Here is a 24,323-nt window from a genome sequence, read left to right on the forward strand (position 1 = left end):
CTCGTATCCTCAGGCCGATTTGCGCTTCGGCGCGACGCTTTTCGCCTTGACGCGTTTGGCCGCCGGCTTGGCTTTCGCCGAGGATGGCTTCGTTGATCCTGAATCCGACGACAGGCTCTTCTTCAGCGCGTCGAACAGGTTGACGACATTGGAGGGTTTGGGCGCCGCCTTGGCTTTCGGCGCCTTGTGCCCCGCCTTCTTGGCGCGGATCAGTTCGAGCAGGGCTTCCTCATATTTGTCCTCGAATTTCGAGGGATCGAACTTCGTCTTCTTCTTGTCGATGATGAGCTCGGCAAGGTCGGTCATCTCCTGGTCGGTCTTCACCGCCTCGATGTCGCCGAAGACCGTCTCCGGCTGGCGCACCGTATTGTCGTAGCGCAGCGTGGTCAGCACCATGCCCTTGCCGAGCGGCTCGATGACCACCGGACGCTCACGGCGGTAGAGGACGATGCGCGCCAGCCCGGCCATCTTCTTGCCCGCCATGGCGTCGCGGATGACAGCGAAGGCGTCTTGCGAAACCTTGTCGGCCGGCGCGACATAGTAGGGCGTGTCGAGATAGATCTGCCGGATCGAGGATTTGTCAACGAAGCCGTCGAGGCTCATCGTGTGCGAGGTTTCGATCTGCACCGCCTCGATCTCGTCCTCCTCTATATGGACGAAATCGCCCTTGTCGATCTCGTACCCCTTGATCTCGTCGCCCTCCTCGATCGGCTTGCCGGTCTCGGCGTCGACATAGATACGCTTCACCGTGTTGCCGGTCTTGCGGTTCAGGATGTGGAACGAGACCTTATCGGCATGGGTGACGACATTGGTCAGTTCGATGGCGCAGGTGACCAGCGAGAGCTTCAGATAGCCTTTCCAGGCCGGGCGCGGCGCCATGATGATTTCCCTTGACAAAGATCAGCTGCAACGGACGACCACCCGGATGGGTTCCAATCCTGCCCGGCTGGAGCCGGCGGTTGCCGCCGGCCCCCGCTGTCAGCCCCTATTCGGCGGCTTGCAGGTTGATCTTGCTTTCCGCTATTTCGGTCAGCTTGCGATCCGTCGCCTGCTCTTCCCTAAGGTTCTTGGCCAGCACATTGGCGCAGTCGCTGCGGCCGAGCTGCTTGGCCCAGGCGATCAGGGTGCCGTAGCGGGTCATCTCATAGTGCTCCACCGCCTGCGCGGAGGCGATCAGCGCGGCGTCGAGAACATCCTTGTCGTCGACATCACCACTGACATCGTCGGCCTCCTCGAGAATGCCGTCGATGGCCGGGCAGTTCACCTGCTTGGCCTTTACGCCATGCAGCTCGAACACCTCTTCGACGCGTTCGATATGGCCCTTGGTTTGTTCGAGGTGTTTTTCGAAGCCGGCCTTCAATTGCGGATCGGTTGCCTTGCCGACCATCTTCGGCAGCGCCTTCTCGATCTGCTTCTCGGCATAATAGATGTCGCGCAGCGTGTGCACGAAGAGATCGTCCAGCGTTTTGATGTCCTTCGAAAAGAAACCCATGATTTCAGCCTTTCCATTGCTCTTGCTTGTGTCGAGAGTTGCGGCTTGCCAGTGGCAATGCCTCTGAGCCGGCAATGCCGGTCCTGTGATCCCAACGTCCGCTGCGCGGGGCGGTTCCGGGCCTGCCGGCCAACCGGCAAGGAAATTCCAAGGGCGGCACGAAAGCTGAAACACAAGCGCGCCAAGGCGACATTCAAACGAAACATATGTGATGCAAAAGTCACACCGGACGAAATGGCGACAAAAGGCACCGAAACACCCCGAATCAGCCGCATTCCGGCCACGAAGCGACGGGTTTTCGACCAGAAATTAACATCACGTACACTGAGTATTCACGCCTCGATGCTATCGTTCTCGCAATTCGGAAGGGACATCCGAAAATCGGGACAGGGACCAGGTAAAATGAACTTCCTCACGCACCTCATCGGCTATGTCGCCGCCATCCGCGAATTCGTCGCGCCGACCTATCGGCCCGAGCGCTATTACATGCGCGGCCCGGGTCCGGCCTGCGCCCGTCGCGGCACGTCGCTGGGCGCGCACTGACCATGACCTTCGAAAGCCGCCACAACAGCCGCATCTGCAGGCCGGGCATCGACACCCGCGCCACCGCCTATCGCCCGACTTTCACCGACAGACGGCGGGTCCCGCACGCAAGCGCGCTCTAGCATGCGCGATGGGCCTAACCTGTCGTGAACTTGGTATGTCCGCAACGGGTCGTAAAGGGAACTTGGCTCACTTCCGGAGAGCGGACGTTACGAGCCCCTTGACCTATGTCCGCTTGCGGGCACGAACATAAAGGCCGGTTTCGACCATTGCGGAATTTAACATCAACCGCGAGCAATCGGCCTAGGTGTTCTCCATTGTATGGCTTAGACTCGCCGCATGGGACTATTGACCTTCAGTATCAACGTTACCCTGGATGGCTGCGTCGACCACCAGGAGGGCATTGCCGACGACGAGACGCACGCCTTCTTTACCCGCCTTATGGACGAGGTCGGGGCGATGCTGTGGGGTCGCGTCACCTACGAGATGATGGAGAGCTACTGGCCGGCAGTCGCCCGCGGCGACGAGGAGGCGCCGCCGGCGATACGCGAGTGGGCGGTCAAGCTGGAGGCCAAGCCGAAATACGTAGTGTCGTCGACGCGAAAGTCCTTCCCGTGGACCAACAGCCACCACATCGCCGGCGACCTCCGCAGGGGCGTGCAGAGGCTCAAGGACGCGACCCCGGCGGGCGTGCTCCTCGGTAGCGGCAAGCTTGCGACCGAGCTGGACCGGCTGGATCTAATCGACGAGTACAAGCTCCTCGTCCACCCTAGCATAGCCGGCCACGGTCCGATCCTCTACCAGAGCGGGCTGCCCAGCACACGACGGCTCGAACTGATCTCGGCCAAGCCGCTCCGCAACGGCGCGGTCGCCATGCATTACCGGCGCGCGCGCTGACTTATAGCAGCTTCTTCCCGCCCAGCTCACGGCCTGCGCGTCCTAGGAAGCCTTCTCGCCGCGCAACACGGCACACCCCTGTGTCTGCCGTGGGAGCTCGGTTGATCAGGCCGGAGACTTTGTGGGCAATGGCGGCTTTCCACCCCGAACGGTATCTCACGAGGTCCGCTTTTGGGCAGCGACCCCATCGAAGGCTTGGTCACGGCTTGCACAGCCCGTTCCCCAACCCTGAACCGCGCCCTGATCGGCCTTGCCTGGCTGGCGCGCATCGGCTTGGTCCGCTCGCTGTCGCCGCTCGCCCCGCTGATGCATTGGGCGTCCAATCGTGTCCGAAGGCGACAAGCTGAAGCTGATCCTGCGGCGCTGGAGCATTCTCGGCCTGCCATCGCCGATGTGGCTCTGCCCGCGCTCGACCTCCTTCGAGACCGTCGAGGACGGAAAATTCCGCTTCCATGTCGAGATTTCACACCCGCTCACCGGCCTGATCGTGCGCTATCGCGGCTGGCTGAAGCCGGTGGGTTCACAGGGCTCGAGCGAGATCGTGTCGCCCCCCGTCTTGCCGAGTTCCAGGCAGCCCTGAACCGTGCACAGCGTCCAGCCATCGCCGGTCGCGCCGGAGGCGGCGAGCAGGATTCGACGCTGCGCGCCCATCTTGGGCGCATAGAGCCACCAGCCGTTTTTCAATATCGCACCTTCAGGCGGCTCCATGCCGGCCCCCGAGCCCTTGATGCGGGCTTCTATCACCTGCAGGCCGGACGGCGTCACCTTCCAGTCCTCCTCCCAGCGCGTCCGTTCCACCGAATGCGTCCAGGCCAGCGTGAAGGCGGCTATGCCAAGCGTCACCGTCTTGCCGGCGGCGAGGATGCACAGGCTCATGCGATTCCTCGTTTGAGCAGGATCTCCTGCGAAAACCGGGTCCCGTTTTTTGCGTTCGCTGACCTTTGGTTCGGGATCATGCCGGCGCCTGCCGCGCACGCCAGATATGCCAGCCGATCCAGGCCAGCGACAGCGCCCAGCCGGTCTCGTCGGTCAACGGCACCGCCGCCACCAGCAGCACGCCGGCGGCGAAGGCGACGAGCCGCTCCCACCAGGCCATGCGCGCGGCAAGGAAGCCGACGGCGGCAGCGCCCCACAGCACGATGCCCATGCACGCCTTGAGAACGATGTAGGCGACCTCGACGGGATAGCCGAACTGCGCGGCGATCGGCCCGGCGTCCTGCAGCATCAAAGCCGGCGTATAGACCGCCATGAACGGCACGACGAAGCCGGCAATGGCAAGCTTGGTCGCCTGGATGCCGATCTTGAGGCCGCTCTCCCTGGCCATCGGCGCTGCGGCGAAGGCGGCCAACGCCACCGGCGGCGTCAGGTCGGCCATGATGCCGAAATAGAAGACGAACATGTGGCTGACGACCAGCGGCACGCCGAGCGACAGCAGCGCCGGCCCGGCCAGCGACGAGGTGATGATGTAGTTGGGGATGGTCGGGATGCCCATGCCCAGCACCAGACAGGTCAACATGGTCAACACCAGGGACAGAAACAGATTATTCTCGCCGATCGAGATGATCCAGCCGATGAAGGTGGAGGCCACGCCGGTCAGCGTCAGCGTACCGATGACGATGCCGACGATGGCGCAGGCGATGCCCACCGGCAGCGCGTTCTTTGCGCCTTCAGCAAGAGAGTCGATGCAGATTTGCAGCGTCTCGCGGCCGCCCTTGAAGGCAAGGCAGGCAATGACGAGGGCCGCGATGACAAGGCTAAGGATGTTGACGCCGAATTTCATGAAGGAGGCGGCGGCAAGCCCGAGCGCCAACCAGAAGACGACGCGGAAGGCGAGCGGCCCGATCAGCGCCGCCAGCGGCGTACCGAGGATCAGCACGATGGTCAGCGCGAGGCCCATCGTGCCGGCGAAGACCGGCGTGTAGCCGGCGAACAGCAGGTAGATCAGTGCCGCGAGCGGCAGCACCAGCGGCCAGTGTTGTCGCACCGCGTCCCACGGGTTTGGCAGGTCCGCCTTGGCCATGCCGCGCAGGCCTGCCTTGCCGGCCTCCAAATGCACCTGCCAGAAGCAGGCGCCGAAATAGAGCAGCGCCGGGATGATCGCCGCCTTGACCACGTCGGCATAGGGGATGTTCAGCGTCTCGGCCATGATGAAGGCGACCGCGCCCATCACCGGCGGCATGATCTGGCCACCCATCGAGGACGTCGCTTCGACGGCGCCGGCGAAGGCCGAGCGGAAGCCGAAGCGCTTCATCAGCGGGATGGTGAACTGGCCGCTCGCAACCACATTGGCGACGCCGGAGCCGGAAATGGTCCCCATCAGCGCCGAAGACAGCACGCAGACCTGCGCCGGGCCGCCGCGCCAGGTGCCGACCAGCCCGAGAGCGAAATCGTTGAACAGCGCGATCATGCCGGCGCGTTCGAGGAAGGCGGCGAAGACGACGAAGATGAAGATATAGGCGGCCGAAACGTAGATCGGCGTGCCGTAAATGCCTTCGGTGCCGTAGGCGAAGGTGTCGACGAGCTGGGCGAAATCATAGCCGCGATGGATGAAGGGCGGCGGCAGATGATTGCCGACGAAGCAATAGGCGAGAAAGATGAAGGCGATGACCGCCAGCGGCAGCCCCATCAGCCGCCTGGCCGCCTCGAACACCAGCACCACCAGCACCGCGCCGACGATCAGGTCCGGCGTGGTCAGAAAGCCGGAGCGCCGGATGAGGTCGGTATAAAACACCCAGTTATAAAGGCCGGTGCCGAAGCCGAGCAGGCCGAGTGCCCAGAAGAAGGCTTTTGCCGGCAGGCTGGTGGCGCGCAGATTGGCAATCAGGGCGAAGCCGAGCAGCAGCAGGAAGCCGACATGCATGGCCCGCACCACCTGGCTCGGAAGGCTGCCATAGGCGGCGATGTAGATCTGGAAGGCGGAAAAGGCGACCGCGATGGCGAAGGCCGCCTTGCCGGCGATGCCGTCGCCGAAGCCCGGCGGCAACCCTTCGACCTGCTCTTCGCCCGGGGGGAGATGGGCGAGGGACGATTTGCCGTCGGCTATCGCCCCAGACGGTGTTTCGCTCATTGGATGCGCTCCCAAGCAGGCGAATTGCAGTGCCTCGCTAAGACATGTCGGATTGCCGCGATACCTTACTTCAACAGCCCCTTTTCCTTGTAATAGCGCTCGGCTCCCGGATGCAGCGGCACCGGCATGCCGTCGAGCGCCTTGGCCGGATCGATCGCCTTGGCGGCGGCGTGCGCGGCGGCAAGCTGGTCGAGATGCTCGAACAGCTGCTTGGTCATCTGGTAGGCGGTCTCATCCGAGACATCGGCACGGGTGATGAGGAAATTGCCGACGGCGGCCGTGGCGACATCCTCGCTTTGGCCTTCATACGTGCCCTTGGGGATGACCACCGACAGATAGGGCGAGCCGATCTTGGCGACGTCTTCGGGCGGCACGGCAACGACATTGATCGGCACAGAGGTGCCGAGGTCGCGGATCGAGGCGACGCCCAGCCCGGCCGATTGCAGCGTGGCATCGAGCTGGCGGTTCTTGATCAGCTCCACCGATTCGGCGAAGGGCAGGTATTCGACGCGGCCGAGGTCCTCATATTTCAGCCCGGCGGCTGCGAAGATGGCGCGCGCGTTGAGTTCGGTGCCGGAGGCCGGCGCACCGACCGACAGGCTCTTGCCCTTGAGGTCGGCGAGCGTCTTGATGCCGGACTCCTGGCTGGCGACGATCTGGATATAGTTGGGATAGATGGCGGCGATGCCGCGCAGCTTGTCGAGCTTGCCGGGGAAGCCGGCCTCGGCGTTGCCTTCGGCGGCCATCTTGACGGAATCGCCGAGCGCGAACGCGATCTCGCCCTTGCCTTGCTGCAGGAGGTTGAGGTTCTCGACCGAGGCCTTGGTCGCCTGCACCTGCGTGCGGGCACCCTCGATGCCCTTGCCGTAGATTTCCGACAGCGCCACGCCGAGCGGATAGTAGACGCCCGAAGTGCCGCCGGTCAGCACATTGATGAATTCCTGCGCCTTGGCCGACGCCGCACCAAGGACAAGGGAAAGCGCCATCGCGCCGGCGGCAACGAATTTCGTTCTGAAATTCAACATCTGGGTTCCTCCCTGAAATAGTGGCCGCATCACCTCCCTGATGCGAAGAGAGGCGAGTTTAGACAGCGAAAGAGAAATGCCAACCCGCAATTCCACGCGTTAGACGAATGGTTGAGAGGTCGCCAAACACATACCTGCTTGCGCAAGGCGCGGCCGGAGCCGAAAGTTTTTTCCGCAACCTGTCGAAATCGGTCGCCGACGCGCGACATACGTTCGGCCCGCAACGAAGCGGCCTTCCAAACCACGGGAGAAGACCCATGCGATACATGCTTTTGATCAACAACGATGAAGCCGCGCTGGCGAACACGCCGGTCGAGAAAGCCCAGCAGATGAGCGCGGCCTATGCCGCCTATACAGAAGCGTTGAAGAAGTCCGGCGCGTGGCTGGCCGGCGAAAGGCTGCGCCCGACCCAGGCGACGACCTCGGTGCGGATCGCCGACGGCAAAACCAACGTGATCGACGGTCCCTATGCCGACACCAAGGAGCAGCTTGCCGGCTTCTACATGATCGAGGCGGCCGATATCGATACCGCCATCGACTGGGCGGCGCGCTGCCCGGCGGCCAGCACCGGCACGGTCGAGTTGCGGCCGATCTGGGAAATGGCCGACTATATGCCCAAGAAATGACGGCGTGATGGACAGTCGCCCGGATATCGCCCGGGCGGCCGCCGAGGCCGCCGCCCGGGAAAGCTATGGCAAGCTGGTCGCCTGGCTCGCCGCGCGCACGCGCGACGTCGCCGCCGCGGAGGATGCGCTGGCCGACGCCTTTGCGGCGGCGCTCGAACGCTGGCCGCGCACCGGCGTGCCGGAAAAGCCGGAAGCCTGGTTGCTCGCCGTAGCCAGGCGGCGGCGTGTCGATGCGGTGCGGCGGCGGCTGACCAGCGAAGCCGGCCGTGACCATCTCAAGCTGATTGCCGAGGAAGCGGAGGCACGCATGACCGACGAGGACCTGCCGGACGAACGATTGCGGCTGATGTTCGCCTGCGCCCATCCGGCGATCGAATCCGGCGTGCGGGCACCGCTGATCCTGCAGACCATACTCGGTTTCGATGCCGCGACGATCGCTTCCGCCTTCCTGCTCTCGCCGGCCACGATGGGCCAGCGCCTGGTGCGCGCAAAGAGTCGCATCCGCGAGACCGGCATTCCGTTCCGCGTGCCGGAGCGGACCGAACTCGGTGAAAGGCTGGACGCGGTGCTGGAGGCGATCTACGCCGCTTTCACGGAGGGCTGGTCCGATCCGGCCGGTACCGAGACGCGGCGCCGCAACCTCGCCACCGAAGGGATCTGGCTCGGCCGACTGGTTGCCTCGCTGCTGCCGGACGAACCCGAGGCGCTGGGCCTGCTGTCGCTGATGCTGTTCGCGGAGGCGCGCCGCGCGGCGCGGCGCGACCCGGCCGGAGATTATGTGCCGCTTGCCGAGCAGGATCATGCATTGTGGGACCATGCCCTGGTCGACGAGGCCGAAGCATGTCTTCGCGGCGCCGCGACCAAGGGCGTCATCGGCCGCTACCAGCTGGAGGCGGCGGTACAGTCCGTCCATGCGGCGCGGCGGCTGACTGGCCGCACCGACTGGATCGCGATCCGCGAGCTCTACGACGCGCTGTTTTCGATCGCGGGGTCGCCGGTGGTGGCAATCAACCGCGCGGTTGCGATCGCCGAGACCGAGGGAGCGGTGGCGGGATTGGCGGCCCTTTACGTGCTGGGTGACGACAAGCGGCTCAATGACTACCAGCCCTACTGGGCCGCGCGTGCCGGCCTGCTGGCCAGGCTCGGCCAGGGACCGCAGGCGGTCGAAGCCTATGATCGAGCGATCGGCCTCGAGCGCGATCCGGCTGTGCGCCGCTTCCTGCAGGAAAAACGCACCGCGCTAACACAGTGATATCCTGGAGCGCGGGCGTCTTTTCGGTCCGTCCGTTCAGGCCGGCCACATCTCGTGCGATGTGTTGAGCGTCTTCATAAGCGGATGCTCCCGCAATCGCGCCCAGAGGCGCTCGATATCAGGCCAGGCGGCTCGCGCTCTGTCGATGTCGGGATGCCAGGCCACCAGCATGACGAGATAGATGTCGGCCACCGACATCTTGTCGCCGGCGAGCCAGTCACGGCTGCGCAAGGCGGCATCGACGACGGCAAAACCGCGGTCCATCTCGGCGACCGCCGCCTGTTTCACCGCCTTCGTACCTTCGGCATCCGCCGTGTAGCGATGGGCATAGTAGAACCGCAGGATCGCCGGGTAGAGCACCGAGGACATGAACGCCATCCAGCGCAGGAACTCGGCGCGCGCCGGTTCATCGGCCGCCGGCGCCAGGCCGGCCAGCGGGTGGCGTTCGGCGAGCAGGATGCAGATCGCCGCCGATTCGGTGATCGAGCGTCCGTCCGGCAAGGTCAGCACCGGCACCTGGTTCAACGGGCTGATGGCGAGGAAGGCCGGATCGGGCGCCTCGGTCTTCGGCACGTCGATCTGTTCGAAATGCACATCGATCAGCGCCAGCGCCGCCTCGACGACGAAGCCGCCGCTGCCGGGACGTGTATAAAGCTTGTACATGGAATCCTCCCCTCGGGCCGTCTTGCACGGGCCGGGAGGTGATATGACCCGGAAGCAGGGTCTGCTCAAGCTGCGCGCCGGCGGCCACGAGGCGTTTTTCAGCGGGCCAGGCGCTCGCGGGACCTTTCCTTCTCCCCTTGTGGGAGAAGGTGGCCTCGCGAAGCGAGGTCGGATGAGGGGTGTTCCGGGGAACACCAACGCCTCACTCCGCTGGAACACCCCTCAACCGTCTCAACGCTACGCGCCGATCCACCTTCTCCACAAGGGGAGAAGGGAAGAATGCGAAGGGTTAAGCCCCCAGTCCCTCGAACAGGATCGTCGACAAATACCGCTCGGCGAAGTCGGGGATGACCACCACCAGCGTCTTGCCCTTGTTTTCGGGCCGCGAGCCGACGACGATTGCCGCCTGCAGGGCCGCGCCCGACGAGATGCCGACCGGCACGCCCTCGAGGCGGGCAATCAGGCGCGCATTGGCGACGGAATCCTCGTTGGAGACCTTGACGATCTCGTCATAGACCGTGGTGTCGAGGATCTTCGGCGCGAAGCCGGCGCCGATGCCCTGGATCTTGTGCGGGCCGGGCTGGCCGCCCGACAGCACCGGTGAGGCATCCGGCTCGACGGCGACGACATGCAGCGCGGGCTTGCGCTTCTTCAAGACCTGGCCGACGCCGGTGATCGTGCCGCCAGTGCCGATGCCGGCGACGAAGATGTCGATCTCGCCCTGGGTATCGTTCCAGATTTCCTCCGCTGTCGTCTTGCGGTGGATTTCCGGATTGGCCGGGTTTTCGAACTGCTGCGGAATGATGGCGTTGGGGATCGTCGCGGCCAGTTCGTCGGCCTTGGCGATGGCACCCTTCATGCCTTTCGGGCCTTCGGTCAGCACCAGCTCGGCGCCGAGCAGCGCCAGCATCTTGCGGCGCTCGACCGACATCGTCTCCGGCATGGTCAGGATCAGCTTGTAGCCCTTGGCGGCGGCGGCGAAGGCAAGGGCAATGCCGGTATTGCCGGATGTCGGTTCGATCAGCGTCGTCGTGCCGGGCGTAATCTTGCCGGCGGCCTCCAGCGCCTCGATCATCGACACGCCGATACGGTCCTTGACCGAGGCGATCGGATTGAAGAATTCGAGCTTGGCGACCAGATTGGCGACGATGCCCTTCTCCTTGGCGAACTTGTCGAGCCGTACCAGGGGCGTATCGCCGATCGTGTCGGTGATGGAATCATAGATACGGCCACGGCCGGGCACGCGGGCTGAAGTGACGGGCTTGTTCATTGGTTTCGCTCCCTGGATTTCAGGCAATTGGCAGTAGCCGACAGAATAGGGCTTTCAGCCGCGCAAGATAGGCTGCGGCTGGAAAATATCCGAGTGGGGCCTGTGCTGAAAACGCCTGGCCCCCGGAAAAGCATTTCTTGAAACAGCCGGGCCAGGGAATGGTTTGGCAGAAACGCCCTACTGGCGAGCAGCGATCGCCGCCGCCGCGCCTACCATGAAGGCGCCGGCGGTGCGGTTCAGCACCTTGAGCGCGCGCGGCGACTTCAGGAACCAGCGCGCCTTGGCCGCCAGCGCCAGGTAAGGCACCAGCACGACGAACAGGACGACGAGCGTCAGCGCGACGAGAATGCCGTAGTCGGCAAGCGTGATGGTCTTCAGGTCGACGATGGTCGGCGTGATGGCGAGATAGAAGATCATCGTCTTGGGATTGCCGAGCGTCACGGTGAGGCCGGCGATGAAGCTCGACAGCAAGCCGCCCTTGCCCTTCCTGGCTTCGATGGTTTCGGGCGTGATGCCGGCGGTCCAGAAGCGCCAGCCGAGGAAAGCGAGATAGGCGACGCCGGCCCATTTGATCGCCAGGAAAACCATGCCGAACTCCTGCGCGACGAAGGCCAGGCCCAGCACCACGGCGGTCAAATAAGTGAGATCGCCAAGCATCAGGCCGAAGGACATGGCGAGCGACGAGCGAAAGCCCGAGCCCAGTGCACGTGCGACGAGCGCCGTGACGCCGGGGCCCGGGATGGCGGCGGCGACGCCAAGCGCGGCGCTGTAGGCAAGAAATCCGGTGAGGGTCATGGATTCGGTCTCGGATGAGGGCGCTTCATCGCATATATCTGAATGGAATTGAATTTACTGAGGACTGGATTCGATTGCACCAGCTCCCTGTGAGACCTGGTGAGGGGGCCGGCGCTGCCAATAGACGGATCAGGACCGGCCGTCACTATAGGTCACGCGCCAGATTGTGCCGTTGCCGTCTTCGGTGACGATCAGCGCCCCGTCCTTGGCCACCGCGACGCCAACCGGCCGGCCCCAGACCTCGCCGTTGGAGACGACAAAGCCGGTCATGAAGTCCTCATATTCACCGGTCGGCTTGCCGTCCTTGAACTTGAGCCGCACCACCTTGTAGCCGGTCCTGTTGCCGCGGTTCCAGGAGCCATGCAGGGCCACGAAGGCGTCGCCTTGGTACTCGGCCGGAAAGCTTTTGCCATCATAGAAAGCGATGTTGAGCGGCGCCGAATGCGCCTGCATCAGCACGTCGGGAATATCAGCCTTGCCGGCGAGGTCGGGACGCTCGCCCTTGTGGCGCGGGTCCTCATTGTTGCCGATGTAATACCACGGCCAGCCATAGAAGGCACCTTCCCTGACCGTCGTCGCGTATTCCGCCGGCGTATTGTCGCCAAGTGCGTCGCGCTCGTTGACGACGCACCACAGCGCGCCGGTCGCCGGCTGCACGGTCATGCCCGAACAATTGCGCAGCCCGGTGGCGACGATGCGCCCATTCCTGCCGTCGGGGTCGAAAGCCCGCACCTCGGCCCGGCCCGCCTCGGAACCCCAACTGGCGCCGAGCGGCTTCGACTTGACCCAGGCGTCGAGCCCGCCTCTGGGTCTTTTGCCCATGTCCTCCGCGATATTCGAGCCGGAGCCGACGGAGAGGTAAAGTGTCTTGCCGTCGGGGGAAAAGGCGATGTCGCGGGTCCAGTGGTGGCTCGAGGGGATGTCGTCGACAATGGTTTGCGGTTCGCCCGAGGCCTTCAGATCGCCATTGCGGTAGGCAAAGCGCACGATGCTGTCGCTGTTGGCGACATAGACCCATTGCGGGTCATTGCCGGGTGGATGGAAGGCGATGCCATAGGGCTGGTTGAGGCCGCCGGCGAAGATGCTTTTCTCCGCGGCTTTCGCGCTTCCGTTCGTCAGCCGGTAGACACGGACCTGGTTGGCTTCGCTGTCGGCGACGAACAGGTCGCCGTTCGGCGCGACACGCACGACACGCGGATTGTCGATGCCGGACGCAACGAGTTCCGCCGAAAAGCCGGGCGGCAGTTGTGGCTTGGCGCCTTGCGGCCTCTCCGTGAGGCCGGCGCCGTTCGAGGCGGATTTGGTGACATAGGGTCTCGGCAGGTCTTCCGGCTTGATCAGCCGGCGCACGCCGGGCTTATCGGCGCGCCAGTCGCCGAAGGCTGCCGGGCCTTTGAGCACGGGCCGGTCGGTCTGCTGGGCGAGAGCCGCGGTCGTGAGAAACAGTGCCGACATCGCCAGTCCGGCCAATCGCATCACTTCCTCCGCTCGGTCGTGAAGGAAATTAACGATCGGCTTGTCCGTGGGTTCCGTCACGCACGGTGAGCAAACTTCCGGGATCAGGTCCCGGCAGCGTAGAAATCGTCGTCCAGACGCTTTTCCAGTTCCACGAGATCGGCCGGCAACGGCAGGCCCATAGCGCGCATTTCCCGCAGTTTTTCGCGCAGCTGTTCCTGAATTTCGTGCTGGTCCTCCGGCTGGTTGACCATCTCTTCGAGCAGCAGGCTGATCTGGGCCTTGAATGATTCCAGCGCCATTCTTTTTCTCCTTTGCAGCCGGTCCTTCGGTGTCGCACCAAAGGTATGTCGAGATTCGGGTCAGGCCGAGTCGAAAACGGTGGCACCGGACGCGCAGGTATCAGCCGTTTGCAGGCCGGCATCACCTGAATATCAATGCCTTAGCGCAGCATACGGGAAATCAGCTGCGCCGTATAATCAACCATCGGCACGATGCGGGCATAGTTGAGCCGGGTCGGGCCGATGACGCCGAGCGCGCCGACGACGCGGGCGTCCTTGTCGCGATAGGGCGCCACCACCAGCGACGAGCCCGACAACGAGAACAGCTTGTTTTCCGAACCGATGAAGATGCGGACGCCCGATCCCTCCTCGGCTAAGTCGAGCAGCTGGATCAATCCATCCTGCGTCTCCATGTCCTCGAAGAGATGGCGCAGCAATTCGATGTCGGCCTGGGCGGTGACGTTTTCGAGCAGATTGGCGCGGCCGCGCACGATAAGCCGGGCCGGCAGGCCGCTTTCGGCGCCCGCCCACACCGCCAGTCCCTTCTCGACGAGGTCCTGCGACAGCGTGTCGAGCGCCGCCCTCGTCTCTTCCTTGATGCGCGCGATCTCGGTGCGCGCCTCGGCCAGCGTGCGGCCGCGAATATGTGCGTTGAGGAAATTCGAGGCTTCGTGCAGCTGCGAGACGGTGATGCCGGCGGGCAGCTCGACGACGCGGTTCTCGACATCGCCATTCTGCGACACCAGCACGGCAAGCGCCTTGGTCGGCTCGAGCTGGATGAACTCGATATGCTTCAGCGCCACCTCGTTCTTGGCGGCCAGCACCAGGCCGGCGCCGCGCGACATGCCCGACAGCATCTGGCTGGCCTCGATCAGCATGTGCTCCAGCGTCGCCCCCGAGCCGGAGGCCCGCACCTGCGCCTCGATGGCGCGGCGCTCCTCGTCGGAGAGGTCGCCAAGCTCCATGAAGGCATCGACGAAGAAACGCAGGCCAGCCTGCGTCGGCAGACGGCCGGCCGAAATATGCGGCGCGTAGATCAGCCCGAGATGCTCGAGGTCGCTCATCACGTTGCGGATGGTAGCCGGCGACAGTGAGGACGGCAGGATGCGCGACAGGCTGCGCGAGCCCACGGGCTCGCCGTCCCTCAGATAGGAATCGACGATGCGCCGGAAGATGTCGCGCGAGCGCATGTCGAGCGATTGAAGCGCGGGCGACTGCGACGCGGGATCGACTGGCTTGGTCATTTGGCCAAAAACCTCCGGTTTAAGGATATAGACTTCGTTAGGCCGCGCGCAACCGGTGTCTGTTCCGGATCACCCCGGGCTGTCTGTGTCGGATCACCTCGGGGTCTGTGCCAGATCACCTCGGTGTCTGTGCCAGATCACCTCGGTGTCTGTGCCAGATCACCTCGGTGTCTGTGTCAGATCGCCGGTCCGTTTTCCTTTGCGCGCTGCCCCCCTTGCGTCTAAAAGCCGGCCACGATTTCAAGAAACTGACAAGAAAGCAGGCCGAATGCGCCCCTCCAAACGCCAATTCGACGAAATGCGCGCCATCTCTTTCGAGCGCGGCGTCTCCAAACACGCCGAAGGCTCCTGCCTCGTGAAGTTCGGCGACACGCATGTCCTGTGCACCGCGAGCCTCGAGGAAAAGGTGCCGGGCTGGATGCGCAATTCCGGCAAGGGCTGGGTCACGGCGGAATACGGCATGCTGCCGCGCTCGACCGGCGAGCGCATGCGTCGCGAGGCCTCCGCCGGCAAGCAGGGCGGCCGCACGCTGGAGATTCAGCGCCTGATCGGCCGCTCCTTGCGCGCCGTGGTCGACCTGCAGGCGCTGGGTGAACAGCAGATCACCGTCGACTGCGATGTCATCCAGGCCGACGGCGGCACCCGCACCGCTTCGATCACCGGCGGCTGGGTGGCGCTCTATGATTGCCTGCGCTGGATGGAAGCCCGGCAGATGGCCAGCGTTTCGAAAGTGCTGAAAGACCATGTCGCGGCGATTTCCTGCGGCATCCATGACGGCCAGCCGGTCATCGACCTCGATTATGTCGAGGATTCCTCGGCCGGCACCGACGCCAATTTCGTCATGACCGGCAAGGGTGGCATCGTCGAGATCCAGGGCACCGCCGAGGGCGAACCTTTCTCCGAGGACCAGTTCGCGACGCTTATGGGCCTGGCCAAGAAGGGCATTTCCCGGCTGGTCAGCCTGCAGCAGATGGCGGTGGCGTAGGGTTTAATGCCGAGCTTGAACGCCCCCCTCTGGCCTGCCGGCCATCTCCCCCTCAAGGGGGGAGATCGGATACGGTCTCGGCCTTCGCTGGTTTTCAGCGTTGCTGGGTGTGCGACAACATCGAAATTGCCAATCTCCCCCGTTGAGGGGGAGATGCCCGGCAGGGCAGAGGGGGGCGCCTCGTGATACCCTCCGCCATCCTGGAATCCGCCCTCTACGTCACCGATCTCAATGCCGCTGAACACTTCTACACCGACGTCCTCGGCCTCACCCTGCTCGGCAAGGTCGACGGCCGCCACCTTTTCTTCCGCTGCGGCCCTGGCGTCCTGCTCGTCTTCAACGCCGAGGCGACCAAAATTCCGCCCGCACCGGACGCGAAGCTGAAAGTGCCGCCGCATGGCGCGGTCGGCGAGGGTCATCTGTGCTTTGCCGCCAGCGCCGCTGAAATCGACGGCTGGAGAACACATCTTCAGGCGAAGAAAATCGCCATCGAAAGCGAATTCGAATGGCCGCAAGGTGGCCGTTCGATCTATATACGCGACCCCTCGGGCAATTCGATCGAGTTCGCCGAGCCAAGAATCTGGGGCCTTTGATGCATTCACCAAACCTCCATGCGCTAGATGGCAAGAAGATCGTCGTTGCCAGCCACAACGCCGGTAAGCTGCGCGAATTCGCCGACCTGATGGGTCCATTCGGCTTCGAGGCGAAGTCGGCCAAGGAGTATGGCCTGCCCGAACCGGACGAAACCGGCACCACCTTCGAGGAGAACGCCTACATCAAGGCCTTCGCCGCCGCAAAGGCGACCGGCCTGCCGGCGCTGTCGGACGATTCCGGCCTCTGCGTCGACGCGCTCGACGGCGCGCCCGGCGTCTATACCGCCAACTGGGCCGAGACGCCGGAGGGATCGCGCGATTTCGCCATGGCCATGCAGCGCACCGAAGTCGCGTTGCAGGAAGTCGGCGCCGCCACGCCCGAACAGCGCACGGGCCGCTTCGTCGCCGTCATCTGCCTCGCCTTTCCCGACGGCGAAGCCGAATACTATCGCGGCGAGGCCGAGGGCACGCTGGTCTGGCCGCCGCGCGGCGAGCTCGGCTTCGGCTACGATCCGGTGTTCTTGCCCAATGGCTTCGACAAAACCTTCGGCGAGATGAGTGCCGAGGAAAAGCACGGCTGGAAGCCAGGCCAGGCGACGGCGCTGTCGCACCGCGCCCGCGCCTTCCAGAAATTCGCCCAAGCTCGGCTTGATTCGGTCAGGCTTGGCTCCGCATGATCGGACCCGCAACCACCATGGCGCTCGACCGCGGTCCCGGCTTCGGCGTCTACGTGCATTGGCCATTCTGCGCGGCCAAGTGCCCCTATTGCGACTTCAACAGCCATGTCCGCCACCAGCCGGTCGACCAGGAGCGCTTTGCCGCCGCCTTCGAGGCCGAGTTGGCGACGATGCGCCAGCGCACCGGGCCGCGCGACGTGACCAGCATTTTTCTCGGAGGCGGCACGCCGTCGCTGATGAAGCCGGAAACGGTGGCCAGGGTTCTGGATGCGGTGGCCAGGAACTGGACGGTGCCTGATGGCATCGAGGTGACGCTCGAGGCCAACCCGTCCTCGGTCGAGGCGGAGCGTTTCCGTGGCTACCGGGCGGCGGGGGTCAACCGCGTCTCACTCGGCGTGCAGGCGCTGAATGACAAGGATTTGCGCTTTCTCGGCAGGCTGCACAATGTCGAGGAAGCCTTGCACGCCATCGGGCTCGCGCGCGAAATCTTTCCGCGCCTGTCCTTCGACCTGATCTATGCGCGCCCCGGGCAGACGCCGCAGGATTGGCAGGCGGAACTCGAACAGGCGATCGGCCATGCCGCCGACCATCTGTCGCTTTACCAGCTGACCATCGAGGAAGGCACGCCCTTCCATGCGCTGCACGCGGCGAAGAAATTCGTCATTCCCGACAACGACCACGCCGCCGATCTCTACGCGTTGACGCAGGAAATCACATCGGCGCACGGCCTGCCGGCCTACGAGATTTCCAACCACGCCAGGCCGGGCGCCGAGAGCCGGCACAATCTGACCTACTGGCGCTACGGCGAATATGTCGGCGTCGGTCCAGGCGCGCATGGCCGCTTCATCGAGAACGGCCATCGCGTGGTGACGATTGCCGAGAGAATGCCGGAGACCTGGGCCAATCTGGTCGAGGCCAAGGGCCATGGCATCACCGGCGGCGAACTCCTGACGCGCTCCGAGGAGGCCGACGAGTTTCTTTTGATGGGGCTCAGGCTCGCCGAAGGCATTGACCTCTCCCGCTACGAGGCGTTTTCCGGACGCGGCCTATCGAGCGCGCGGCTGTCGGTGCTGCAGGGTGAGGGGCTGGTGGCGCCGATCGGCAATGCGCGGCTGCGCGCCACGCCGGCCGGCATGATCGTGCTCGACGCCGTGGTGGCGGACCTGGCGCGCTAACCCTTGAAAAACGTCCTCTTCGTCTGCGGCCAGAACCGCTTGCGCAGCCCTACCGCCGAGCAGGTGTTTTCCACGCGGCGCGACATAGAAGTCGCCTCGGCCGGCACCAATCTTGATGCCGACACTCCGCTGACGCACGAACTTGTCGCCTGGGCCGACATCATCTTTGTCATGGAGAAAATCCACCGGACGAAACTGCAGAAGAAATTCAAGGCCAACCTGAAGGCGGCCAAGGTGATCTGCCTCGACATCCCGGACGACTACGAATTCATGGACCCGGAGCTGATAGCGCTTCTGAAGGCGCGCGTTTCACGATATCTGGACTGAGCGCCTGGCCGGCGTTCGCCCCTCCGCCTTCGCGGCCGCCTCGCCGATCTGAGCCAGATCAGGCGTCGTGTTTGTGGCGGTGCTTTCCGCGCTCCTTCTCTGCATGCGTCTCGCCGCTCCGGACCGGCTTGGCGCCGTCTTTGTCGCGGCGGCCACGGTGCTGGTCGCCTATCGGAGATTGCGGTACGCCGTTGCGGGCGGTTTTCGTTTCAAGACGGGTGATGAAGATATCGAAGCGATTGGGCATCGTCCGGTCAGTGCTCCGTCGTGCTGTCGGGTTTGTTGTCGGAAAGCCTGACGTCTGTTGGCAAGGCACTCGCGGCCTGCTTGGTCAGGCTGGTGTCGTTCCGAGGTGGCAGCCGTTTGTCCTGGCGTGCGGCACTCCGGCTGCGGCCGGCATAGTAAGGCTCGAAAGCGTCCTGTATCGTCAGGCTGTCCATCCTGTCCTCCCTTGGGAATCAGGGGCTAAATCTGCCAAACCCGGTTTCGTTCCCTACTGTGGCGAAGGAATGGCGATTGCCTTACACCGGTGCGAGTTTTGCAAGCCGGCGCCAGCCATGCCAAACAAGATTTGGCGGGCCAGATAGGCCTGAACGGAGACGGCATTGGTGACTGGCGAGACAGGCAAGCGCAGCTATGTGGTCGGGCAGGCCGAGATCGCGGCTCGTCCGCTCGATCCGGCGCTCTATCTGGTGGCGACGCCGATCGGCAACCTCGCCGACATCACGCTGCGCGCGCTGGAGACGCTGGCTGCCGCCGACATCGTTGCCTGCGAGGACACGCGTGTGTCGCGCGTGCTGCTCGACCGCTACGGCATTCGCCGCCGCACCACCGCCTATCACGAACACAATGCCGGCGAGGCCGGGCCGAAGCTGATCGCGGCACTCGAAGCCGGCCAGAGCGTGGCGCTGATTTCGGATGCCGGCACGCCGCTGGTCTCCGATCCCGGCTACAGGCTGGTCGGCGAGGCGCTCGACCAGGGCATTCGCGTCGTGCCGATCCCCGGCCCGTCGGCGCCGCTTGCCGCGCTGACGGCGTCGGGCCTGCCGTCCGACGCCTTCCTGTTCGCCGGCTTTTTGCCGGTCAAGGTTGGCCAGCGGCTGTCGCGGCTGGAGGCACTGAAGGCGGTGCCGGCGACGCTGATCTTCTTCGAGTCACCGCGCCGGCTGGCTGAGTCGCTCGGCGCCATGGTCGAGGCGCTGGGCGGCGAACGCAAAGCCGCCATCGGCCGGGAATTGACCAAGACGTTCGAGGAAATGCGCACCGGCACGCTGCAAGTGCTGGCCGACCATTATGCGGCGGCCGATACGCCGAAGGGCGAGATCGTCGTTTGCATCGGCCCCGCCGAGGCCAAGGCCGACGAACCCGAAGACATCGATCGTCTGCTTTTGTCGCTCGCCGCCGAAATGCCGGCCTCCAAGGCGGCGGCGGAAGCCGCTAAAATGACCGGCGGCCAGAAGCAGGCGCTCTATCGGCGGCTGCTCGAGATCAAGGACAGACCATGATCCCGAACCGAAGGTCAGCGAATGCAAAAAGTGGAAGCCGGTTTTCTCGGACAAACGGTTTCGTTTGTCCAGAGATCATGGTCGAGCAAAGTTCCGGAGCCGGCAGTGGCTGAGCGCCCGAGCGCCAGCCGCCAAAAAGCCTACCGGCGCGGCCATCGCGGCGAATGGCTGGCGGCTGCCGCGCTGATGCTGAAGGGCTACCGCATCCTGGCGCGCCGCCACCGCACGCGCTTTGGCGAGATCGACCTGATCGCGCGGCGCGGCGACCTGGTGCTGTTCGTCGAGGTCAAGGCGCGCCGCACGCTGATCGAAGCCATGGACGCGATCGGCCACGAATCGGAGCGCCGCATCGAGGGTGCGGCCGACATCTGGCTGTCGCGCCAGCCGGACTATGGCAGGCTGTCGATGCGCTTCGACATGGTCGCCGTGCTGCCCTGGCGCTGGCCCGTGCATGTCCCGAATGCGTTTTATGGGAGGAGTTGAGGCGGGGCATTCCTTGCTCCGCCCGTAGATGACGAAGGCGCGGAGGTGCGGACCGCTCCTCACCCCCAGATCATCAACGTCACCAGCCCGACAACACCCACCACCAGCCGCCACCAGCCGAACAGCGAGTAGCCGTTGCGCGAGACGTAGTCGAGCAGGAAGCGCACCACGAACAGTGCGGTGACGAAGGCGGCGACGAAGCCGATGGCGATGATCGGCAGGTCCGCAGAAGTCAGCACGTTGCGGTTCTTGAACAGGTCGAAGGCGAAGGCGCCGACCATGGTCGGGATGGCGAGGAAGAAGGAAAATTCCGCCGCCGCCCGCTTGTCGACACCCAGGAGCAGCGCGCCGACGATGGTCGAGCCGGAGCGCGATGTGCCGGGGATCAACGACAGGCACTGGAAAAGCCCAATCTGCAGGTAAAGCCTGGTCGGAAACCGCTCGACGTCGCGATAGACCGGCTTGAGGTTCATGCGGTCGACGACCAGCAGCACCACGCCGCCGATGATCAGCATGATGCAGATCAGTCTTGGCGATTCGAACAGCACCGTCTTGATGAAGTCGTGCGCCAACGCGCCGATGACCGCGGCCGGCAGGAAGGCAATGAGGATCCCGATGACGAAATGCCGCGTCAGCCGGTCATGCGGCAGGTCGAGCAGCATCTGCCACAGGCGCCGGAAATAGACGCTGAGGATCGCCAGGATGGCGCCGAGCTGGATCAGGATCTCGAAGGCCTTGCCGGTTGACTGGAAGCCGAGAAAATGGCCGGCGAGCAGGATATGGCCGGTCGAGGACACCGGGATGAATTCGGTCAAGCCTTCCAGCAGGCCAAGCAGCAGGGCTTCGACGATGGTCTGGCTTTCCATTTCTACCTCGGCGTTGGCGTGACGGCTAACAGAATGGCTTGCTTGTCATGGCGCCGAAGTCCCCCTATAGGTCGCAACACCCCTGACGGCCCGCTAACCGGGCGGCCAAGACTTACCGGTGCGCCCTGCGATTCGCCAGTGTGGCAATCCGGAATTCGCCACACCCGGGACGAGCGCGATGCGCGAATTCCGGATTCTGAGCCACACTGTCAACTTTGAGTTCTAATGTGGTTTGGATTTGAAGTTCCTGAACGCGGATGCCATTGAGGGGCAGGAACTTCAAATCCAAACCACATTAGTGCGCTTTATCATCGCGGAACCATGCTGACGCTTTTCCACCATCCCATGTTCGCCACCTGCCGCTTCGTCCGCCTCGCCTTTGGCGAGTATGGCGAGGAGCTGGCGCTGATCGAGGAAAAGCCGTGGACGCGGCGCAAGGAATTCTTGGCGCTGAATCCGGCCGGCACGCTGCCGATCCTGCTGGCCGAGGGCGACGTGCCGATCATCGGTGCGACGGTGATCTCGGAATATCTCGACGAGACGCGCGGTGTGCTCAAGCGCGACAAGCGGCTGTTCGCCGAGGACCCGATGCAGCGCGCCGAAATCCGCAGGCTGATCGACTGGTATCTCAACAAGGCCGAAAGCGAAGTGACGCGCCATCTGGTGCGCGAGCGCGTGCTGAAGCCGGTGATGCCGGAAACGGCGGGCGGCGGCTCGCCCGATTCGGGCGCCATCCGCGCCGCGCGCGCCAACATCCGCCAGCACATGAAATACACCAACTGGCTGGCCGGCACCCGTCACTGGCTGGCCGGCGGCAGGGTCACCTATGCCGATCTGGCGGCCGCCGCGACGCTGTCGGTGCTCGACTATCTCGGCGAGATCGATTGGCGCGAACACCCCGCCGCGCGCGAATGGTACACGCGGGTGAAATCGCGGCCTTCGTTCCGGCCGCTTTTGACCGACCGCGTGCGCGGCCTGTCGCCGGTATCGCACTATGCGGATCTCGACTTCTGACGCGTCAAAACTGCGTGCGCTGATCGACGCGGAGGCGCGGCGCGCCGGCTTCGATGCCGTTGCCGTCACCACTCCCGATGCGATCCCGCTGGCGCCGGCCCGGCTGGCCGAATTCGTCGCCGACGGCTTTCACGGCACCATGGACTGGATCGCCGAAACGGTTGCGCGCCGTAGCGAGCCTTCCACGCTGTGGCCCGACGTGCGCTCGATCGTCGTGCTGGCGATGAATTATGGGCCTGACCATGATCCGCGCGACGTGCTGGCCCGGCGCGACCGCGGCGCGATCTCGGTCTACGCGAAAAACCGCGACTATCACGAGGTGATGAAAGGCCGGCTGAAGGAAATCGCCGGCAAGATCGTCGCGCGGGCGGGCGGCGACGTCAAAGTATTCGTAGACACCGCGCCCGTCATGGAAAAGCCGCTGGCGGAAGCAGCAGGGCTGGGCTGGCAAGGCAAGCACACCAATCTGGTCAGCCGCGAGCACGGCTCCTGGCTGTTCCTCGGCACCATCTTCACCACGGCCGAGCTCGCACCCGACGCGGCCGAGATCGATCATTGCGGCTCCTGCCGCGCCTGCCTCGACGCCTGCCCGACCGACGCGTTTCCGGCGCCTTATCGGCTCGATGCGCGGCGCTGCATCTCCTATCTCACCATCGAGAACAAGGGGCCGATCCCGCATGAATTCCGCGAGGCGATCGGCAACCGCATCTATGGCTGCGACGACTGCCTCGCGGCATGCCCGTGGAACAAGTTCGCAAGTGCGGCTTCGGAGGCCAAGCTCGCTGCGCGCGACGATTTGCGCGAGCCTGAACTCGCCAACCTTTTGGCCCTCGACGATGCTGCCTTCCGCGCCTTCTTTTCCGGCTCGCCGATCAAACGCATCGGCCGCGACCGATTTGTCCGCAACGTGCTGATCGCCGCCGGCAATTCTGGCGAGGCCGCGCTTGCCGATAGCGTCCGGGACCTGCTCGGCGATGCCTCGCCGCTGGTGCGGGGCGCGGCAATATGGGCGCTGGCGCGGCTGGTGCCGGAAACCGAATATGCCGAACGGGCCGCGAACGGCCTGAAGAGCGAGGGCGATGGCGCCGTCCGAGAGGAATGGCGCCTGGCGCGGCCAAACAGGACGCATGCATGAACGAAAAGCGGATCCTCATCTTCGGTGCCGGCTATTCGGGCAAGGCCTTTGGCCGCGCCAACAGGGGAGCCGCCCCGATCTTCGGCACGACGCGCTCCGAGGAAAAATTCGAAGCGCTGCGCCAAGCCGGCATCGCCCCGCTGCTGTTCGATGGCGCGCTAACCGGCGAAATCGGCGAAGCGCTCGAGAAAACCACCCATCTGGTGATTTCCGTCGCTCCGGAGGAAGCCGGCGATCCCGTGCTGAATGCCGCCCGCGAGGCGATCGCAGGGATGCCTGACCTGAAATGGATCGGCTATCTCTCGACCGTCGGGGTCTATGGCGATCATGGCGGTGCCTGGGTCGATGAAACGGCCGCGTGCCGGCCGGTTTCGAAGCGCTCGACGATGCGGGTCGAGGCCGAGCAGGACTGGTTGAAGCTTGGCGAGGACATCGACCGGCCGGTGGCGATCCTGCGGCTGTCGGGCATTTACGGTCCGGGCCGCAACGCGCTGGTCAATCTGGAAAACGGCACGGCCAGGCGGCTGGTCAAGCCGGACCAGGTCTTCAACCGCATCCATTGCGACGACATATCGGGCGCGCTCTGGCATCTGATCGGCGGCAATACGGGCGGCATCTTCAACCTCACCGACGATGAGCCGGCGCCGCCGCAGGATGTAGTAGCTTATGCCGCTTCGCTGATGGGTGTCGCACCGCCGCCTGAAATTCCCTTCGAGACCGCCCAACTTTCGCCCATGGCGCGGTCCTTCTATGGCGAGAACAAGCGGGTCGCCAATGCGGCGATCAAGGCGGCGGGCTATCGGTTTCGCTTTCCCGACTATCGCGCCGCCTTCGACCATATGTGGGCAAGCGGCGACTGGCGCGACGGCGCGCCGCGCAGTCCGATGAAGGCCGCGAAGGGGTTAGGATGATCGAAGCGCGGCGCTTGGCGTGGTATGATTCGGCGTTGGAGG

At 64.5% G+C, this 24,323-nt stretch carries 29 protein-coding genes; 15 read left to right on the top strand and 14 right to left on the bottom strand.

What is annotated here, in order from left to right; genetic code table 11:
• Nucleotides 1-9: 9 nt before the first annotated feature.
• Both ku and O7A60_RS25705 read right to left on the bottom strand, forming a co-directional pair.
• Nucleotides 10-879, bottom strand: a complete 870-nt coding sequence (gene ku / locus O7A60_RS25700) for a non-homologous end joining protein Ku (protein WP_337108568.1) — start codon at nucleotides 877-879, stop codon at nucleotides 10-12.
• A 106-nt stretch (nucleotides 880-985) separates the two neighbouring features.
• Nucleotides 986-1,492 (bottom strand): YciE/YciF ferroxidase family protein, encoded by a 507-nt coding sequence (locus tag O7A60_RS25705; RefSeq protein ID WP_027142569.1) that lies wholly within the window; start codon nucleotides 1,490-1,492, stop codon nucleotides 986-988.
• Nucleotides 1,493-1,894: 402 nt separating this feature from the next.
• Here O7A60_RS25705 and O7A60_RS25710 point away from each other — a divergent pair, with 402 nt between their 5' ends.
• From O7A60_RS25710 to O7A60_RS25720, 3 genes are all read left to right on the top strand, one after another.
• Nucleotides 1,895-2,035 carry a hypothetical protein gene (locus O7A60_RS25710; protein ID WP_084636462.1) on the top strand — a complete coding sequence of 47 codons (141 nt, stop codon included), beginning with the start codon at nucleotides 1,895-1,897 and terminating at the stop codon, nucleotides 2,033-2,035.
• Nucleotides 2,036-2,374: 339 nt separating this feature from the next.
• Complete coding sequence (locus O7A60_RS25715) at nucleotides 2,375-2,932, top strand: dihydrofolate reductase family protein (protein ID WP_337108569.1); 558 nt, start codon at nucleotides 2,375-2,377, stop codon at nucleotides 2,930-2,932.
• 325 nt (nucleotides 2,933-3,257) lie between these two features.
• On the top strand, nucleotides 3,258-3,512 hold the full coding sequence (locus tag O7A60_RS25720; protein ID WP_337108570.1) for a DUF4166 domain-containing protein: 255 nt from the start codon (nucleotides 3,258-3,260) through the stop codon (nucleotides 3,510-3,512).
• Here the strand turns inward: O7A60_RS25720 and O7A60_RS25725 are convergent.
• The 3 genes from O7A60_RS25725 to O7A60_RS25735 all read right to left on the bottom strand — a co-directional run bounded on the left by O7A60_RS25725 (nucleotide 3,425) and on the right by O7A60_RS25735 (nucleotide 7,024).
• Nucleotides 3,425-3,808, bottom strand: a complete 384-nt coding sequence (locus O7A60_RS25725; RefSeq protein WP_337108571.1) for a DUF1850 domain-containing protein — start codon at nucleotides 3,806-3,808, stop codon at nucleotides 3,425-3,427. The genes O7A60_RS25720 and O7A60_RS25725 overlap by 88 nt on opposite strands.
• A 76-nt stretch (nucleotides 3,809-3,884) precedes the next feature.
• Entirely contained in the window at nucleotides 3,885-5,999 is a 2,115-nt protein-coding gene (locus O7A60_RS25730) for a TRAP transporter permease (RefSeq protein ID WP_337108572.1), read from the bottom strand.
• A 65-nt stretch (nucleotides 6,000-6,064) separates the two neighbouring features.
• The gene (locus tag O7A60_RS25735; protein WP_337108573.1) at nucleotides 6,065-7,024 is read right to left on the bottom strand and encodes a TAXI family TRAP transporter solute-binding subunit; all 960 of its coding nucleotides are present in this window, start codon (nucleotides 7,022-7,024) and stop codon (nucleotides 6,065-6,067) included.
• A gap of 257 nt (nucleotides 7,025-7,281) precedes the next feature.
• On the opposite strand from O7A60_RS25735, the gene O7A60_RS25740 reads away from it, so the two are divergent.
• Together O7A60_RS25740 and O7A60_RS25745 are read left to right on the top strand one after the other, a co-directional pair.
• Nucleotides 7,282-7,650: a YciI family protein gene (locus tag O7A60_RS25740; protein WP_027142565.1), complete on the top strand. Its 369-nt coding sequence runs from the start codon at nucleotides 7,282-7,284 to the stop codon at nucleotides 7,648-7,650.
• Nucleotides 7,651-7,657: 7 nt separating this feature from the next.
• A complete protein-coding gene (locus O7A60_RS25745) occupies nucleotides 7,658-8,902 on the top strand; it encodes an RNA polymerase sigma factor (protein WP_337108574.1) in 1,245 nt (414 codons plus the stop codon).
• A 36-nt stretch (nucleotides 8,903-8,938) separates the two neighbouring features.
• Here the strand turns inward: O7A60_RS25745 and O7A60_RS25750 are convergent, their stop codons facing one another.
• From O7A60_RS25750 to hrcA, 6 genes are all read right to left on the bottom strand, one after another.
• On the bottom strand, nucleotides 8,939-9,565 hold the full coding sequence (locus tag O7A60_RS25750) for a glutathione S-transferase family protein (protein ID WP_337108575.1): 627 nt from the start codon (nucleotides 9,563-9,565) through the stop codon (nucleotides 8,939-8,941).
• A 289-nt stretch (nucleotides 9,566-9,854) separates the two neighbouring features.
• Complete coding sequence (gene cysK, locus O7A60_RS25755) at nucleotides 9,855-10,835, bottom strand: cysteine synthase A (RefSeq protein WP_337108576.1); 981 nt, start codon at nucleotides 10,833-10,835, stop codon at nucleotides 9,855-9,857.
• A 177-nt stretch (nucleotides 10,836-11,012) separates the two neighbouring features.
• On the bottom strand, nucleotides 11,013-11,630 hold the full coding sequence (locus O7A60_RS25760; protein ID WP_337108577.1) for a LysE family translocator: 618 nt from the start codon (nucleotides 11,628-11,630) through the stop codon (nucleotides 11,013-11,015).
• A 129-nt stretch (nucleotides 11,631-11,759) separates the two neighbouring features.
• On the bottom strand, nucleotides 11,760-13,106 hold the full coding sequence (locus O7A60_RS25765) for a PQQ-dependent sugar dehydrogenase (RefSeq protein WP_337108578.1): 1,347 nt from the start codon (nucleotides 13,104-13,106) through the stop codon (nucleotides 11,760-11,762).
• Nucleotides 13,107-13,189: 83 nt separating this feature from the next.
• Nucleotides 13,190-13,387 (bottom strand): hypothetical protein, encoded by a 198-nt coding sequence (locus tag O7A60_RS25770; RefSeq protein ID WP_015314792.1) that lies wholly within the window; start codon nucleotides 13,385-13,387, stop codon nucleotides 13,190-13,192.
• Between the two features lie 140 nt (nucleotides 13,388-13,527).
• Entirely contained in the window at nucleotides 13,528-14,610 is a 1,083-nt protein-coding gene (gene hrcA, locus O7A60_RS25775) for a heat-inducible transcriptional repressor HrcA (protein WP_337108579.1), read from the bottom strand.
• Between the two features lie 268 nt (nucleotides 14,611-14,878).
• On the opposite strand from hrcA, the gene rph reads away from it, so the two are divergent.
• The 5 genes from rph (at nucleotide 14,879) to O7A60_RS25800 (ending at nucleotide 18,367) form a co-directional block, all read left to right on the top strand.
• Complete coding sequence (gene rph / locus O7A60_RS25780; RefSeq protein WP_027142558.1) at nucleotides 14,879-15,595, top strand: ribonuclease PH; 717 nt, start codon at nucleotides 14,879-14,881, stop codon at nucleotides 15,593-15,595.
• 182 nt (nucleotides 15,596-15,777) lie between these two features.
• A complete protein-coding gene (locus O7A60_RS25785) occupies nucleotides 15,778-16,188 on the top strand; it encodes a VOC family protein (protein ID WP_337108580.1) in 411 nt (136 codons plus the stop codon).
• Nucleotides 16,188-16,865: an RdgB/HAM1 family non-canonical purine NTP pyrophosphatase gene (rdgB, locus tag O7A60_RS25790; protein WP_337108581.1), complete on the top strand. Its 678-nt coding sequence runs from the start codon at nucleotides 16,188-16,190 to the stop codon at nucleotides 16,863-16,865. The genes O7A60_RS25785 and rdgB overlap by 1 nt, the downstream gene beginning before the upstream one ends.
• Nucleotides 16,862-18,040, top strand: a complete 1,179-nt coding sequence (hemW, locus tag O7A60_RS25795) for a radical SAM family heme chaperone HemW (RefSeq protein WP_337108582.1) — start codon at nucleotides 16,862-16,864, stop codon at nucleotides 18,038-18,040. The genes rdgB and hemW overlap by 4 nt, the downstream gene beginning before the upstream one ends.
• Before the next feature lie 3 nt (nucleotides 18,041-18,043).
• Nucleotides 18,044-18,367, top strand: a complete 324-nt coding sequence (locus O7A60_RS25800; RefSeq protein ID WP_337108583.1) for a low molecular weight protein tyrosine phosphatase family protein — start codon at nucleotides 18,044-18,046, stop codon at nucleotides 18,365-18,367.
• Nucleotides 18,368-18,425: 58 nt separating this feature from the next.
• Here the strand turns inward: O7A60_RS25800 and O7A60_RS25805 are convergent, their stop codons facing one another.
• Together O7A60_RS25805 and O7A60_RS25810 are read right to left on the bottom strand one after the other, a co-directional pair.
• On the bottom strand, nucleotides 18,426-18,614 hold the full coding sequence (locus O7A60_RS25805; RefSeq protein ID WP_027142553.1) for a hypothetical protein: 189 nt from the start codon (nucleotides 18,612-18,614) through the stop codon (nucleotides 18,426-18,428).
• A 7-nt stretch (nucleotides 18,615-18,621) separates the two neighbouring features.
• Nucleotides 18,622-18,807 carry a hypothetical protein gene (locus O7A60_RS25810; protein ID WP_337108584.1) on the bottom strand — a complete coding sequence of 62 codons (186 nt, stop codon included), beginning with the start codon at nucleotides 18,805-18,807 and terminating at the stop codon, nucleotides 18,622-18,624.
• 168 nt (nucleotides 18,808-18,975) lie between these two features.
• Here O7A60_RS25810 and rsmI point away from each other — a divergent pair, with 168 nt between their 5' ends.
• Both rsmI and O7A60_RS25820 read left to right on the top strand, forming a co-directional pair.
• Nucleotides 18,976-19,872 (top strand): 16S rRNA (cytidine(1402)-2'-O)-methyltransferase, encoded by an 897-nt coding sequence (gene rsmI, locus O7A60_RS25815; RefSeq protein ID WP_337108585.1) that lies wholly within the window; start codon nucleotides 18,976-18,978, stop codon nucleotides 19,870-19,872.
• Between the two features lie 105 nt (nucleotides 19,873-19,977).
• A complete protein-coding gene (locus tag O7A60_RS25820) occupies nucleotides 19,978-20,355 on the top strand; it encodes a YraN family protein (protein ID WP_027142550.1) in 378 nt (125 codons plus the stop codon).
• Nucleotides 20,356-20,414: 59 nt separating this feature from the next.
• Here the strand turns inward: O7A60_RS25820 and O7A60_RS25825 are convergent, their stop codons facing one another.
• Nucleotides 20,415-21,221 carry an undecaprenyl-diphosphate phosphatase gene (locus O7A60_RS25825; protein ID WP_027142549.1) on the bottom strand — a complete coding sequence of 269 codons (807 nt, stop codon included), beginning with the start codon at nucleotides 21,219-21,221 and terminating at the stop codon, nucleotides 20,415-20,417.
• Between the two features lie 321 nt (nucleotides 21,222-21,542).
• Between O7A60_RS25825 and O7A60_RS25830 the strand changes: the two genes are divergently transcribed.
• Genes O7A60_RS25830 through O7A60_RS25840 form a run of 3 tightly spaced genes read left to right on the top strand, consistent with a single transcriptional unit; the run spans nucleotide 21,543 to nucleotide 24,281 of the window.
• The gene (locus O7A60_RS25830; RefSeq protein ID WP_015314714.1) at nucleotides 21,543-22,235 is read left to right on the top strand and encodes a glutathione S-transferase family protein; all 693 of its coding nucleotides are present in this window, start codon (nucleotides 21,543-21,545) and stop codon (nucleotides 22,233-22,235) included.
• Nucleotides 22,216-23,370: a tRNA epoxyqueuosine(34) reductase QueG gene (gene queG, locus O7A60_RS25835; RefSeq protein WP_337108586.1), complete on the top strand. Its 1,155-nt coding sequence runs from the start codon at nucleotides 22,216-22,218 to the stop codon at nucleotides 23,368-23,370. The genes O7A60_RS25830 and queG overlap by 20 nt, the downstream gene beginning before the upstream one ends.
• On the top strand, nucleotides 23,367-24,281 hold the full coding sequence (locus tag O7A60_RS25840) for an SDR family oxidoreductase (RefSeq protein ID WP_337108587.1): 915 nt from the start codon (nucleotides 23,367-23,369) through the stop codon (nucleotides 24,279-24,281). Before queG ends, O7A60_RS25840 begins: the two co-directional genes overlap by 4 nt.
• Nucleotides 24,282-24,323 lie beyond the last annotated feature (42 nt).

This window comes from Mesorhizobium salmacidum (SeqCode), assembly GCF_037179605.1.
In the GTDB taxonomy this organism is placed as follows: Bacteria; Pseudomonadota; Alphaproteobacteria; order Rhizobiales; family Rhizobiaceae; genus Mesorhizobium; species Mesorhizobium salmacidum.

Coding starts and splice junctions, on each gene's coding strand:
- ku (WP_337108568.1), bottom strand. CDS start 879: ATGGCGCCGCGCCCGGCCTGGAAAGGCTATCTGAAGCTCTCGCTGGTC.
- O7A60_RS25705 (WP_027142569.1), bottom strand. CDS start 1,492: ATGGGTTTCTTTTCGAAGGACATCAAAACGCTGGACGATCTCTTCGTG.
- O7A60_RS25710 (WP_084636462.1), top strand. CDS start 1,895: ATGAACTTCCTCACGCACCTCATCGGCTATGTCGCCGCCATCCGCGAA.
- O7A60_RS25715 (WP_337108569.1), top strand. CDS start 2,375: ATGGGACTATTGACCTTCAGTATCAACGTTACCCTGGATGGCTGCGTC.
- O7A60_RS25725 (WP_337108571.1), bottom strand. CDS start 3,808: ATGAGCCTGTGCATCCTCGCCGCCGGCAAGACGGTGACGCTTGGCATA.
- O7A60_RS25730 (WP_337108572.1), bottom strand. CDS start 5,999: ATGAGCGAAACACCGTCTGGGGCGATAGCCGACGGCAAATCGTCCCTC.
- O7A60_RS25735 (WP_337108573.1), bottom strand. CDS start 7,024: ATGTTGAATTTCAGAACGAAATTCGTTGCCGCCGGCGCGATGGCGCTT.
- O7A60_RS25740 (WP_027142565.1), top strand. CDS start 7,282: ATGCGATACATGCTTTTGATCAACAACGATGAAGCCGCGCTGGCGAAC.
- O7A60_RS25745 (WP_337108574.1), top strand. CDS start 7,658: ATGGACAGTCGCCCGGATATCGCCCGGGCGGCCGCCGAGGCCGCCGCC.
- O7A60_RS25750 (WP_337108575.1), bottom strand. CDS start 9,565: ATGTACAAGCTTTATACACGTCCCGGCAGCGGCGGCTTCGTCGTCGAG.
- cysK (WP_337108576.1), bottom strand. CDS start 10,835: ATGAACAAGCCCGTCACTTCAGCCCGCGTGCCCGGCCGTGGCCGTATC.
- O7A60_RS25760 (WP_337108577.1), bottom strand. CDS start 11,630: ATGACCCTCACCGGATTTCTTGCCTACAGCGCCGCGCTTGGCGTCGCC.
- O7A60_RS25765 (WP_337108578.1), bottom strand. CDS start 13,106: ATGCGATTGGCCGGACTGGCGATGTCGGCACTGTTTCTCACGACCGCG.
- O7A60_RS25770 (WP_015314792.1), bottom strand. CDS start 13,387: ATGGCGCTGGAATCATTCAAGGCCCAGATCAGCCTGCTGCTCGAAGAG.
- hrcA (WP_337108579.1), bottom strand. CDS start 14,610: ATGACCAAGCCAGTCGATCCCGCGTCGCAGTCGCCCGCGCTTCAATCG.
- rph (WP_027142558.1), top strand. CDS start 14,879: ATGCGCCCCTCCAAACGCCAATTCGACGAAATGCGCGCCATCTCTTTC.
- rdgB (WP_337108581.1), top strand. CDS start 16,188: ATGCATTCACCAAACCTCCATGCGCTAGATGGCAAGAAGATCGTCGTT.
- hemW (WP_337108582.1), top strand. CDS start 16,862: ATGATCGGACCCGCAACCACCATGGCGCTCGACCGCGGTCCCGGCTTC.
- O7A60_RS25805 (WP_027142553.1), bottom strand. CDS start 18,614: ATGCCCAATCGCTTCGATATCTTCATCACCCGTCTTGAAACGAAAACC.
- O7A60_RS25810 (WP_337108584.1), bottom strand. CDS start 18,807: ATGGACAGCCTGACGATACAGGACGCTTTCGAGCCTTACTATGCCGGC.
- O7A60_RS25825 (WP_027142549.1), bottom strand. CDS start 21,221: ATGGAAAGCCAGACCATCGTCGAAGCCCTGCTGCTTGGCCTGCTGGAA.
- O7A60_RS25830 (WP_015314714.1), top strand. CDS start 21,543: ATGCTGACGCTTTTCCACCATCCCATGTTCGCCACCTGCCGCTTCGTC.
- queG (WP_337108586.1), top strand. CDS start 22,216: ATGCGGATCTCGACTTCTGACGCGTCAAAACTGCGTGCGCTGATCGAC.
- O7A60_RS25840 (WP_337108587.1), top strand. CDS start 23,367: ATGAACGAAAAGCGGATCCTCATCTTCGGTGCCGGCTATTCGGGCAAG.